11 protein-coding genes are annotated in these 12,635 nt (G+C 56.2%); 4 read left to right on the forward strand and 7 right to left on the reverse strand.

Features of this window, described 5'->3' with window-relative positions:
* Window positions 1-15: 15 nt before the first annotated feature.
* Entirely contained in the window at window positions 16-1,173 is a 1,158-nt protein-coding gene (locus ACL2XN_RS12510) for an SIS domain-containing protein (RefSeq protein ID WP_413730908.1), read from the reverse strand.
* 16 nt (window positions 1,174-1,189) lie between these two features.
* Complete coding sequence (gene kbaZ / locus ACL2XN_RS12515) at window positions 1,190-2,476, reverse strand: tagatose-bisphosphate aldolase subunit KbaZ (protein WP_413730909.1); 1,287 nt, start codon at window positions 2,474-2,476, stop codon at window positions 1,190-1,192.
* Between the two features lie 383 nt (window positions 2,477-2,859).
* Between kbaZ and agaR the strand changes: the two genes are divergently transcribed.
* Window positions 2,860-3,657 carry a transcriptional repressor AgaR gene (gene agaR, locus ACL2XN_RS12520; protein ID WP_410016344.1) on the forward strand — a complete coding sequence of 266 codons (798 nt, stop codon included), beginning with the start codon at window positions 2,860-2,862 and terminating at the stop codon, window positions 3,655-3,657.
* Window positions 3,658-3,717: 60 nt separating this feature from the next.
* Here the strand turns inward: agaR and ACL2XN_RS12525 are convergent, their stop codons facing one another.
* The 4 genes from ACL2XN_RS12525 to ACL2XN_RS12540 form a co-directional block, all read right to left on the reverse strand.
* Window positions 3,718-4,452 carry a phosphoadenylyl-sulfate reductase gene (locus ACL2XN_RS12525; RefSeq protein WP_410016345.1) on the reverse strand — a complete coding sequence of 245 codons (735 nt, stop codon included), beginning with the start codon at window positions 4,450-4,452 and terminating at the stop codon, window positions 3,718-3,720.
* A gap of 15 nt (window positions 4,453-4,467) precedes the next feature.
* Window positions 4,468-6,168 (reverse strand): assimilatory sulfite reductase (NADPH) hemoprotein subunit, encoded by a 1,701-nt coding sequence (gene cysI / locus ACL2XN_RS12530; RefSeq protein ID WP_410016346.1) that lies wholly within the window; start codon window positions 6,166-6,168, stop codon window positions 4,468-4,470.
* Window positions 6,168-7,973 (reverse strand): NADPH-dependent assimilatory sulfite reductase flavoprotein subunit, encoded by a 1,806-nt coding sequence (gene cysJ, locus ACL2XN_RS12535; RefSeq protein ID WP_413730910.1) that lies wholly within the window; start codon window positions 7,971-7,973, stop codon window positions 6,168-6,170. Before cysJ ends, cysI begins: the two co-directional genes overlap by 1 nt.
* Before the next feature lie 156 nt (window positions 7,974-8,129).
* Window positions 8,130-9,026, reverse strand: a complete 897-nt coding sequence (locus ACL2XN_RS12540) for a hypothetical protein (protein ID WP_413730911.1) — start codon at window positions 9,024-9,026, stop codon at window positions 8,130-8,132.
* A 108-nt stretch (window positions 9,027-9,134) separates the two neighbouring features.
* Between ACL2XN_RS12540 and queD the strand changes: the two genes are divergently transcribed.
* Complete coding sequence (queD, locus tag ACL2XN_RS12545; protein ID WP_410016614.1) at window positions 9,135-9,503, forward strand: 6-carboxytetrahydropterin synthase QueD; 369 nt, start codon at window positions 9,135-9,137, stop codon at window positions 9,501-9,503.
* A gap of 100 nt (window positions 9,504-9,603) precedes the next feature.
* Here queD and queE read toward each other — a convergent pair whose 3' ends face one another.
* Window positions 9,604-10,275 (reverse strand): 7-carboxy-7-deazaguanine synthase QueE, encoded by a 672-nt coding sequence (gene queE / locus ACL2XN_RS12550; RefSeq protein WP_410016349.1) that lies wholly within the window; start codon window positions 10,273-10,275, stop codon window positions 9,604-9,606.
* A 262-nt stretch (window positions 10,276-10,537) separates the two neighbouring features.
* On the opposite strand from queE, the gene ACL2XN_RS12555 reads away from it, so the two are divergent.
* Both ACL2XN_RS12555 and ACL2XN_RS12560 read left to right on the forward strand, forming a co-directional pair.
* Window positions 10,538-11,392, forward strand: coding sequence for a lytic polysaccharide monooxygenase auxiliary activity family 9 protein (locus ACL2XN_RS12555; protein WP_410016350.1), 855 nt, complete (start codon window positions 10,538-10,540; stop codon window positions 11,390-11,392).
* A gap of 433 nt (window positions 11,393-11,825) precedes the next feature.
* Window positions 11,826-12,614 (forward strand): lytic polysaccharide monooxygenase auxiliary activity family 9 protein, encoded by a 789-nt coding sequence (locus ACL2XN_RS12560; protein ID WP_413727122.1) that lies wholly within the window; start codon window positions 11,826-11,828, stop codon window positions 12,612-12,614.
* The last annotated feature ends 21 nt before the right edge of the window (window positions 12,615-12,635 follow it).

The raw sequence follows: 12,635 nt of genomic DNA on the forward strand, positions 1-12,635 counted from the left end.
CGGCAGCGGGTTAGCTTATTTCTCTATTTCCAGCCTATGAATAACCACACCTTCGACGACTCTGTTTACCACGCCGCTGGGAGAAGGATTATCCGGCGAGGCGCCTGATTGCAGCGATGTCAAATAGGCATATATTTGCGCATAGAGTAAATAACAAAACCCAATATGGGCGTCATCGGCATGAGTGGTCTTTGGCAAATACAGATATTCGCCCTTGCCTATTCCCGGGACAGGACTGTCGGCGATGGCAACCACCCGGCGCGCCACGTTGTCATTCCTTAATTCGGCTAACAGATCCAGATCGTATTTTCTGGTGTAGGGCGAGTTAGAAATAAACACCACGACCAGGGTATTTCCGTCCACGATAGATTTCGGTCCATGGCGGAAACCGGTGGGACTATCAAAAAAGGTGCTGATCTTTCCGGCGGTAAGCTCAAGAATCTTGAGCGCCGATTCCTGCGCGATACCTTGCAATCCACCGCTGCCGAGGTATACCACGCGATGATATTCATCTTGGCCAAATAATGAGGTCGGCCGTTGCAGATAATGCTCAATAATATTTTGGCTATTTTCGATAATGGGCAAAAAGCTGGCAAGGTTATACTGCCTGGGCGCAAATACCGCCAGGCAGGCCAGCATCATGTTACTGACGCTGCTGGTCATGGCAAAGCCGCGATCGTGCGTTTCGGGCGGCGTCAGTAATGACAAGGTATTAGCGCTTTGAGCAAAATTCTGGTGTAACCGGCCGCGTTCATTACAGGTGATGATGAGATGGAAACATTGCCCCAGCATCTGGTTAGCAAGCTCTATTGCCGCCACGCTTTCCGGGCTGTTGCCCGAGCGCCCGAAGGAGACCAGCAGCGTGGGGCAGTTAGCGGACAGGTATTCACGGGGATTACTGACCAGGTCGGTGGTGGCGATGGCCTCTACGCGCAGGTTTAATTTTGGCAGCAGCGCCGGTACCAGGATTTTACCGATAAAAGCCGAAGTTCCGGCGCCGGTGAGGATAATCCGCAGATCCGTACGGGCCAATAAGGGCGTTAAAAAGGTATTGATGCGGTCCCGTTGCTGTTCAATCAGTAATAGGGTTTTGCGCCAGGTCGCCGGCTGCTGCATAATTTCCTGCGCCGTGGCGTGCTCCGGGTGATAAGGTGCTTTTACAGAATCAGTCATTTTTTCGTGCCTTTGATTATTCATGACAGGCTGATGAATATGCTTTAATCACATCGATAATTTTATCGATAATAATATCTTTCGGATTGAGAACTAATTTCCCATCCCTTACTTTGGCGTATTGTTCCGGCAAATACTGATTTAACAACGGCAGCGGAATGACCTGATTCCCCAAGTTTTGCATGAGCTTTTGGCAACTGCGCTGCACCCTGTCATGCGGCCAGTAGTACCTGATGCGATCCGAATAACTATACCGGCGCGATAATCGCTTAGCCTCTTCATCGCCGTGATAATGTTGCTGCCAATACCCGGGCTGCTCTTGCATCACCTGTTCAAGGGTGGCGCGTAATTCAGAGCGGTCCTGGCTGATAATTTCTTCCTCGATGCACTCCAGGGCAAACAACGCTTCGCGCAAAGCGAAGGTTAGCGCGGGGCCCACCTTAAGAATGGCGAAATGATCCCGCACCAGTTGCCGGTAAGCCTGGGGCCGTTGGTAATCGGTGGAATGGGCTTCATAGACCAGATAGGGGTAGTCATCAATCATCCGGCTTAACGCGGCGGCAGGCCCGGGTTGGTAATCGATCACCTGGGTATGATCAAATTCCACGCCGGGCTGCACCACCAGCCCTATGACCCGGGGCCAGATGTCCGCCAGACCCTGCCGCGCAAAGGCGTCGCGATGGGCGGTAATTGTGCGCGCCGCGGCCTGCGGCGCAGTGACGTCCAACTGCCGCAGATTCTCCTGGGCGCCGCCCGGAACCGGCACTTCCGTGCCGATAATGTAGACAATATCCTGGCAGCCGAAGGTGTCATGGCAGGTAATTTCAGCCACTGCCGCTAATTGCGCCGAACGCGTTGCGACAATCTCATCGCTCAGGGGTACGGCGTCATCCTGACAGGCCATGCTGCAATCAAGATGAATTTTTTTAAATCCCGCCGCCACGTAGGCGGCGATCAGCACTTCCGCTTTGCTCATGGCCTGCGCGGCCGGCAGTCCCTGCCAACGGTTGGGTCCCAGATGATCGCCGCCCAGAATCAGCCGGCCGGCGTCAAAACCTATCGCCGCGGCCTGGTCCATGATGGCGTGGTAAAAATCGGCCGGCGTCATGCCGGTATAACCGCCATATTGGTCGACCTGGTTGGACGTCGCTTCCACCAGCAGCAGCGTATTTTCCGCCTGCGCATGCCGCAGGGCGGCTTCAATCACCAGGGGATGCGCCGAACAAACCGCATAGATCCCGACCGGATGGCCTGCTTTATGCCGGGCCAGCAGCGTTTGCAGCGCCGCGCTTTGTGTTTCCATGAGTATTGCCTTTTATATCTTTCGTTGTGTTGTAAAAAGATTACATCATGACCATAAAGAAAGAAAATGAAAGATCGATCTCTGTGATAAAGATCAAAAAATAAGAAAACGAAATGGATAGCTTTACCCTCCCTTTCCTGGAGGTAACGTGCCGCCGGATGGATAAGGCCGGCGTCGGGTCTGGATTCCGTCGTTTCACCGCGGGGATGAAGAAAGGTTAAACAGTCGACATCATCTTGGGGGGTGGCTACAATAGCGTTAATAAGAAAGACATAAGGGAATGAAAGGTTTGGCGGTGATGAAATTAGGCGGATTCCTTTGCGGTTCTATAGCGCAACGGGGCAAATTTCGGCAGTGGAGGTGGTGATGAGGGATGCGATGTGATGAGCCCTGGCAATAGAACGATGACGACCAGCGCGCGGCGCGAGCGGATTGTCAGTCAACTTAAGGCGCAGGGAAGCGTGCAGGTGAATGTGTTGGCGGCGGATTTTAATGTGTCGACGGTGACCATCCGTAACGATCTGTCCTTTCTCGAAAAACAGGGCGTCGCCACCCGCGCTTATGGCGGGGCGATGCTGTCTCCCGCGTCCCCGGCGGAAGCGGAGCGGTCAATCGAAGCCAAGCGTTCGGAAAATGCCACCATCAAGGAGCGCATCGGCAAACTGGCCGCGTCGCTCATCACGCCGGGAAGCACCATTATCCTGGACTCCGGCACCACCACGTATGAAATTGCGCGGCAACTGCATAATCATGAGGAGGTCATCGTGATGACCAACGGCATGAATGTGGCGGAAGCGTTGATTGATGCCCCCGGGGTGGATTTATTAGTGACCGGCGGGCGGCTCAGGCGGCACTCCTTATCATTTTTTGGCGGCCAGGCCGAAATCGCGTTGCAAAACTATCATTTCGATATGCTGTTTTTAGGCGTGGATGGGCTGGACCCCCTGATGGGAGTGACAACGCATAATGAAGATGAAGCCAGGCTGAACCGCTGTATGTGCGATGCCTCGAAAAAAATCATCGTCGTTACCGACTCTTCGAAATTCCATCGCATTAGCCTGCATAAGATTATCAGTATCGAACGGGTGGATAAAATCATCACCGACAATAACATTCCGTCCTCCCTGCTGGATTTTTTCGCCGATAAAGGTATTGACGTCCTCCTCGTCGATGCCGAATAGCCAACGCCGCCGGAAACGTTAAGCCTCCGGCGGCGTTGTTGGTTATCGGCGAAGCCGCTGTTAACCTTCGTGCAGCCCGCACTCGCGCTTGAGGCCGAAAAAGCGCGTTTCTTCCTCGCTCATGCCCGGTTCCCATTTGCGGGTGGTGTGGGTGTCGCCCACCGACAGGTAGCCCTGCTCCCACAAGGGATGGTAGCCAAGATCGTGGGCTTTGAGATACTGGTACACCTGCTTATTGTCCCAATCGATGATCGGCAGCAGTTTAAATACCCCGCGCTGGATGGCCAGCACCGGCAGATGGGCGCGGCTGCCGGACTGCTCGCGGCGCAGCCCCGCCAGCCAGCTTTGCGCTTTCAGCGTGCTTAAGGCGCGGTTCATCGGTTCGACTTTATTGATCTGGTTGTATTTTTCGATCCCCTCCACCCCTTGCTCCCACAGTTTGCCGTAACGGGCCTCCTGCCAGGCGGGGGAAAGTTCCGCGCGGAATACCCGCAGATTGAGGCCCAGCTTGTCGGTCAGCTCATCAATAAACTGATAGGTTTCCGGGAACAGATAGCCGGTATCGGTCAGGATCACCGGGATATCCGGCCGCTGGCGGGTCACCAGATGCAGGCATAACGCGGCCTGGATGCCGAAGCTTGATGACAATACCGTTTCGCCGGGCAGGTTTGCCAGCGCCCAGCCCACCCGCTCTTGCGCCGTCAGGGTTTCAAGCTGACGGTTCGTATCAGCGAGCGCCGCCGTTTGTTCTTCTTTCGGCAACAGGTTCAGTTCGGTCAGGTTCAGGCTGCTCATAGGTGGCCCCTCGGGTTAGTCATAAAAATCCTGGGCTGAGTTAACCACCGGCTTGACGATACCGGCGCGGATAACAAAATCACCATAGGCTTCCTGCGGATGGCGTTCGGCCGCCCAGCGTCCGGCAGTCTGGTCGATAATGGCCAGGATCTCGTCTTCGGTGATGTTTTCCCGGTACATGCGCGGAATACGCTCACCGGCGCGATCGCCGCCCAGATACAGGTTGTAGCGGCCGATGGCTTTGCCGACCAGGCCGATTTCCGCCAGCATCGCGCGGCCGCAGCCGTTTGGACAACCGGTCACCCGCAGGATGATTTCGTCGTTGCCCAGGCCGTGGGCGGACATGATATCCTCCACCTTGGTGACAAACTGCGGTAGGAAGCGCTCGGCCTCGGCCATCGCCAGCGGGCAGGTGGGAAACGCCACGCAGGCCATGGACGCTTTACGCTGCGGGGTGACGCTGTCGTTAATCAGGCCGTACTTGCGCGCCAGGGCTTCGATTTTGGCCTTGTCCCGCGCGGGCACCCCGGCCACGATCAGGTTCTGGTTGGCGGTGAGCCGGAAATCCCCTTTATGGATGCGGGCAATCTCCGCCATGCCGGTTTTAAGCAGCCGATCCGGATAATCCAGGATACGGCCGTTTTCGATAAACAGGGTTAAATGCCAGAGGTTTTCCACGCCTTTCACCCAGCCGAAACGATCGCCTCGCTCGGTAAAGTGATAAGGCCGGATCGGCGCGAAGGATATGCCGGCGCGCCGTTCCACCTCCGCTTTGAAGGTGTCGACCCCGACCCGCTCCAGGGTGTATTTGGTCTTGGCGTTTTTACGGTTGGAACGATTACCCCAGTCGCGCTGGGTGCCCACCACCGCCTCGGCGATGGTCAGGGTATGTTCAAGCGCGATATAACCAAATTCGCTGGCCTTGCGCGGATAGGTGGTATTATCACCGTGAGTCATCGCCAGGCCGCCGCCCACCAGCACGTTAAACCCGACCAGCTGTCCGTTGTCGCTGACGGCGACGAAGTTCAGATCGTTGGCATGCACGTCGACGTCGTTTAGCGGCGGCACCACAACCGTGGTCTTGAACTTACGCGGCAGATAGGTAGGCCCCAGGATCGGCTCCTGGTCGGTGGTTTCGCTTTTCTCGCCGTCCAGCCAGATCTCGGCGTAGGCGCGGGTCTTGGGAAGCAAATGTTCGGAGATTTTTTTCGCCCACTCATAGGCCTGCTGATGCAACACCGATTCCACCGGATTGGCGCTGCACAGCACGTTACGATTGACATCCCCCGCCGTGGCGATGGAGTCCAGCCCCAGGCTGTGCAGCAGTTGATGCATTTGCTTCAGGTCGGGTTTGAGCACGCCGTGGAACTGAAAAGTCTGGCGGGTGGTCAGGCGCACGCTGCCGTACAGGGTATGCTCGGCGGCAAACGCCTCGATGCCCAGCCACTGCCGCGGCGTTATGATCCCCCCCGGCAGGCGGCAGCGCAGCATCATATTAATCAGCGGCTCCAGCTTTTGTTCCGTGCGTTCGGCGCGCAAATCGCGATCGTCTTGCTGATACATGCCGTGAAAACGGATCAGCTGGAAATTATCGCCGTTAAAGCCGCCGGTCAGCCCGTCGTGCAAATCTTCGGCGATGGTGCCGCGCAGAAAATTGCTTGCCCCTTTCAGCCGTTCATTATCGGATAAGGGGGGAGTAGGTTGTTTTTCACTCATCAGTAGACGTCCCGCTGATAGCGGCGCTCGATGCGCAGCTCGCTTAAAAATTCATCGGCCTGCTCGGTGTCCATGCCACCGTGCTCGGCTACCACGTCCAGTAATGCCTGCTCTACGTCTTTGGCCATATGGTTGGCATCGCCGCAAACATAAATATGCGCCCCCTGCTCGATCCAGCGCCAGACTTCAGCGCCTTTTTGCCGCAGCCGGTCCTGTACATAGATTTTCTCCGGCTGATCCCGCGACCAGGCTAAATCAATCGCGGTCAGCAGGCCCTCTTTTTTGTAGCGCTGCCATTCCACCTGGTAGAGAAAATCGTCGGTAAAATGCGGATTGCCGAAAAACAGCCAGTTCTTGCCGGCGGCGCCATCCGCTTCCCGCTGTTGCATAAACGCGCGGAACGGCGCGATGCCGGTGCCGGGTCCAATCATGATGACCGGCGCGTCGGTATCGGCCGGCAGGCGGAAATTGTTATTGTGCTCGATAAAAATGCGTACCCGATCGTCCTCGGCCAGCCGGTCGGCCAGATAGCCGGTGGCGCCGCCGGTGCGCGGCCTGCCATCCACCTCATAACGCACCACGCCCACCGTGATATGCACCTCGTCGCTGACCTCCGCCTGCGACGAGGCGATGGAATACAGCCGCGGCGTTAGCGGACGCAACAGCGCCAGCAGCTGATCCGCGCCCAGTTCCACCGGCGCCTGGCGCACCATATCCACGATCGGCGTCGATTGGGCGTACCGCTGCAGGCGTTCCTTGTCCGCCGTCAGCGCCAGCAGCGCCTCGTCGCGGGCCATGGCGGCATACTCCCCGACGATAAGGGTAGTGTTCTGGGTCAGTTCGTAATGAGCGCGCAGCGCATCGGCGAGGGATAAGGTTTGTCCTTCCACCGTCACCGTTTGTCCGCCGTCCAGCCATAGCAGCGTCAAGAGTTCGTCCACCAGCGCCGGGTCGTTTTCATACCAGACGCCCAGGGCGTCTCCCGGCTGGTAACGCAGGCCGGAGTCGCCGAGATCGATTTCGATATGGCGCACGTCTTTCAGCGAGCTGCGGCTGGTAATTTTTTGCGACGCCGCAATGGCGGCCACCAGCGGCTGTTCTTTGGTATAAGGCGTGGAATCGACTTCATCTACCGCGCCGCTGAGGGTTATCTCGTGCCGGGCCGCGCTTTCCTGCGGCACCCGCGCTTGCAATAGCGCCACGATATCCCGGCGCCAGGCTTGCGCCACCGGCTGATATTCAACATCGGCGTCAACCCTGTCCAGCAGCCGCTGGGCGCCGAGCTCGGCCAGACGCGCGTCAAAATCCTTGCCTATCTTGGCAAAGTGCTCATAGGACGTATCGCCGAGGCCCAATACCGCAAAGCGCGTATCGGCAAGCCGGGGGGCTTTTTTCGAAAACAAGTATTTATACAGCGCCACCGCCTCTTCCGGCGGATCGCCCTCGCCCTGGGTGGAGGCGACGATCACCAGCAGCTTTTCCTGGGCGATGTGTTTAAATTTATAATCGCCGGCGTTTACCAGGGTGACATCCAGTTTGGCGGCGATCAAATCGTCGCGCAGCTGTTCCGCCACCCGCCGGGCGTTGCCGGTTTGCGACGCGGACAGCAGCGTAATGGCGTGCGCCTGCGTCGGCGCGGGCGCCGGAGGGGTACCGGCGACGGGCGTCTGGTTGACCTGCCCCCAATAATAACCGGATACCCAGGCCATCTGCAGCGGCGAAAAATCACCGGTTGCAGCCTGCAGGCGGGCGAGTTGTTCCGGATTCAGCGGGAGCAAAGAAGTTGGTGGGGCCTGAGTCGTCATTGCTGTTCGAATTTCCTTGTGCGTACCAGTAGGGCCGGGCGTGTATTAAGGGATCACCAGAGTTTGTAAGGTTACTCAGTGCGACGCAATCAATAAAGGATGCGATGGCAATAATAAATAACTAAATAGCCTAAAGAGTTATTTCGGTAAAACTTATTACTTAAACTGGTTAAGAAAGCGGGCCGCCTCATCCACCAGCAACGGACTTTGATGCCCGGCGCCGGATACGCTGATAAATTGCCAGTGAAACGGCATTTTCTGCTGTTCCGCCAGGGATTGCGCACGCCGGAAATACCAGCCGGCGCGTTCAAGCCGGTTCTTTCCCTGCGCCTGGGCCTGCGGGGTGTTACGCATCGCGGTGCGCCGGGTGCGCCTATCCTGCTCTCCGACCATGATAAGCGTCGGTCGGGCAAAGAAGCGGGCTTCCTGGGCGGCATCCAGGGTAAAAGGCGCGCGCGCCAGCCCGTAAGGCCAGGATCGGCGCGGATCCGGCGGCGTCCACCAGCCGGCCGAGGCGCAGACCACCGCCCTGGCCGGCATATCCGGCAGCGCCATCAGCATCCGGTGGACAAACTGGCAGCCGGCGCTATGGCCGTACAACAGATAGTCGCTGCGGCGCGTAATGCCCTCGCGCCGCAGCGCGTTGAAAACATCGCCAATACGGGAATAGGACCATTGCGCTGCCGGAAGGACCGCAGGACCCGCCGCGGTATTGCCCAACATATAGCCCCGCGCGCCGGGATAACGCGTGCCGGGGAATTCGGGCGCTATAATCAGGAAATGGTAATGATTGGCCGCGGCGATCCATTGATCCCGCGCCTGGGCGCCGTCGCGTTTGACCCCGTGCAGCACCATGACCACCGGCATATCGCGCGCATCGGCCATCGGACGATAGAGATAGACCCTCATCGCGCCGTCGGCCGTGGGTATGGCAAGCGTTTCTCCCCCGGCGGCGCTGACGCGGCACGCGCACGCCGTCAGGGCGCATAACAGCCACAGCCCGGCGGTTCGCCGAGGCGAGAGGAATAAAAGCAAGGATTGGACCGCGTTCATGGTGTTTTGATGGCCCCTTAGCCAACTTATTACGGGTTGGCGGCACATAACATAGAATCATAAGCCGCATTTCGGTACCATGCAGCGTTTGTTTTGACAAGAGGCCCTATAGTGGTAACCACGTTATTTAAAGAATTTACTTTTGAGGCGGCGCACCGTTTGCCGCATGTGCCCGACGGTCATAAATGCGGGCGTTTGCACGGCCATTCGTTTATGGTGCGCGTGGAAATCACCGGTGAAGTGGATCCGTTCACCGGCTGGGTGATCGACTTCGCCGAGCTCAAGGCGCTGTTTCGGCCGATCCTCGACCAGCTTGACCATTATTATCTTAATGATATCCCCGGCCTGGAAAACCCCACCAGCGAAGTACTGGCCCACTGGATTTGGCAACAGCTTAAACCCCGCCTGCCCCTGCTGAGCGGCATCATGGTGAAAGAAACCTGTACCGCCGGCTGCATCTATCGCGGCGATCAATAACAGGCTCCGGCATCCGCCTGGCAAAGTCGCGCTATCGGCGGCGCGCCGGATAACGGCTTAGCCCCCGGCGGTGCCGGCCCGGGCCTGTCGTTTCACCGGATCAGGCGATATTCAGGTATTTGTGGGTTTGCATGGACAGGCGCCAGTTGCGGGCGATGCAGGTGGCGATGCACAATTTCGTGGCGGCGTCCTGCCGGCTGACGGGCTGCAGGGCGATAATACGCGGTTTATCGTCTTCAAGTGTGGCCAGCAGCGCATCAAGCTGTTCGATATCCCGCTCCCGCGCCACCGGATGTTTAATCTCATCGGCGCGTTCCAGCGCCTGGGGCAGAATCGCCATACCGCCGCGCATGCCCACTTTAGGCGACACCGTTACCCAGGTCTGGCTGGTGCAACGCACCTCGTGGGTACCGCTGGTTTCAATCTGGCAGCTGAACCCCTGCTGTTCCAGCACCTGCGTCAGCGTATACAGGTCGTGGATGCACGGCTCGCCGCCGGTAATCACCACATGCCGCGCGGTATAGCCCTGTTGTTCAATCATCGCCAGCAGTTCCTCCGGCGTAACCGTGGCCCAGCGGTCGCTGTCGGCGGTTTTTAACGTAATGTCCCCCAGAGGGGCCTCCCGAAGCGGGTCCATTTCCCAGGTATGTTTGGTATCGCACCAGCTGCAGCCCACAGGGCAACCCTGCAGGCGGATAAATATCGCCGGCACGCCGGTAAAATAGCCTTCGCCCTGAAGCGTCTGGAAAATCTCGTTAAGCGGGTACTGCATGATGTTCTCGATTAATTGCCTAGCTATAAGGGCGGTGATTATTACATTTTAGCTGAAGCAGACCAAATTTCTCTTGCCGGCGGCACAATACCTAATGTTTCCTCACTGCCGCGTTACCCCCACAAAAGGCAACTGGCAATAAAAACCATTCCCCGGCGTCATCACACCCCGCTCGCGCGCGTTCAACGATACTGCCCTGTATCAGAGGTAAGTCCGCGGATGCCATTCCGCTTTTCTTTTTGAGACCTAACAGGAGCCAGATATGGGCACTTATGATAACGAAAGACCAGATAATTATCCTGATCAACGCGAGCATGAGAATGACTACGCCAATTACCCTCGGAATGAGGACGGTTACCGGGATCCCCATCATTATGGGCACGGCGGCCACGTCCCTCACCGGGGAGGAAGCGGCTGTCATGACTATCCGCCTCCGCTTTGCCAGCAGGATTTCCCGCGCGATAACTGTTACAGCTACATTGATAAAAACTATTACCGGGAAGTCGAGGCGCGCCACGGACGCGTGATAAACCCGCCATCACGCGCCCAGTTTCTGGTCAATGAGGGTTTGTTGGCGGCCTGGGAAGCCAATGAAATGGAAGGGGGCAAAAACTTTCCCGCCACCACAGGCGGAACACCTCCCCCACCGTTTCAAACCGATGCCTGGGGCGCCGCGCCGCCGCCTGATGGCTTTATCATCAGCGGCGGCAGGACCGGTAACCGTAATAGGGTCAATTTTACCGATGCCGAGCTAAACCAACTGGCGCCCCGGTTTGCCGGCTGGCCCAGGCTACGGGTAGCGCCGGGCCAGCGATTTAATGTGGAATGGTTTTATCAACAGGCGCATGTCACCCGGGGCTATCGCTGGTTTATCACCCGTGACGGCTGGAACCCCAATCAGCGTATTACCCGCGAGCAGCTCGAATCAAGACCCTTCTATGAGGATATCAGTCCGCTGGTTCCCTTCAATAATTTTCGTGACCAGTTGATCCCGCGGGTTTTTCATAGCGCCCCGATACCGTTTAACAAAAGAGGTCATCACATTATTGTCATGGTGTGGGTAACTGCCGATTCGCCGAACGGATTCTATCAGGGTTTTGATGTGGATATAGGTTAAGCCAAATAAACACTCCGCCGCTGGCCGATGGCGCTGCGGCGGCATATTAATATTACCAATCAGATCAGCACCAGGATCGCAGCAACTCTGCAATTAATTATACAGGCTATAATCCCAAACCGACCGCGTATGGATATTGATAATGGCTTTTATCAGGCCTTTGATGTGGATATTAATCAAATTAAATGCGCAACGAAATTATGTCCTGCCGCCGTCTATATCAACCGGGCGCGGGATTAACGTTATTTACGCTCATTCCAATGTTGAGCCGAGAGGGTTATCAAGCATAAAAGGCATTTGGCAACAAAAAACATTCATGATTGCAATCACATATTAATCATGAACCGTCAATCACAATGACCGTGTAATAATTTTGAAAATGGTACGGCCCTACTATTTCTAAATATATTACTTTTCATTTCAGGAGTTAACTATGAGCCATATAGATTATAATCAAGATCCCAATCGCCCTGATGCCTATCGCAACGCCGATCACAATTCGGTTGAAAATTACCGCCCTGACTGTCCGCAACAGCCGCCTCATCCTTATCCCGTCAAACCGCCCTGTGGCGGTATTTATCCGGAGCCCTACCCTTTTTACCAGCCGCTCGACCCGCTAACCGGTCGCGTAGTGTCGCCGGCTTCACGCGCCCAAATTCTTCTGAATGTGAACGGCTTGGAATTCTTTACGGTAAATCAAACCACCGGTGGCAAAAATTTTCCCAACTTATTTGGTGGGCAAGTACCCTTTCCGTTTCAGGAGGATGTTGAAAGCGCAACGCCTCCCCCGGATAATTTTATACTTAGTGGCGGTCATCTTGATCAGCGCGGTAGAATTAATTTCACCGATGCGGAATTTTCTAATTTTCGCCCTCAGTTTACGGAATGGCCAAGACTGCGTGTAAATCCCGCTGAGGTATTGCGCATCCAATGGCTGATAGATGCCCCTCGAATTACTCGTGGTTACCGTGCTTTTATTACCAGAGATAACTGGGTGCAAAATGTTCGCTTAACGCGAGCGCAGATTGAACCCGCCCCATTCTTTGATGAAATAAATCAGGCGAGCCCCTGGTTTGCTCATCAGGGTAGTCTACCGCCACGTTTAACATTTGATATGTCGTTACCTTTTAACAAACGAGGCCATCACGTCATCCTATTGCTTTGGCTCGTTGCCGATCAACCCTTTGCCTTTTATCAGGCATTTGATGTTGATTTTGGCTAATGTAACCGGCTTATTACATTT

Origin of the sequence: Sodalis sp. RH22 (assembly GCF_047324165.1) — a bacterium.
Classification (GTDB): Bacteria; Pseudomonadota; Gammaproteobacteria; order Enterobacterales; family Enterobacteriaceae; genus Acerihabitans.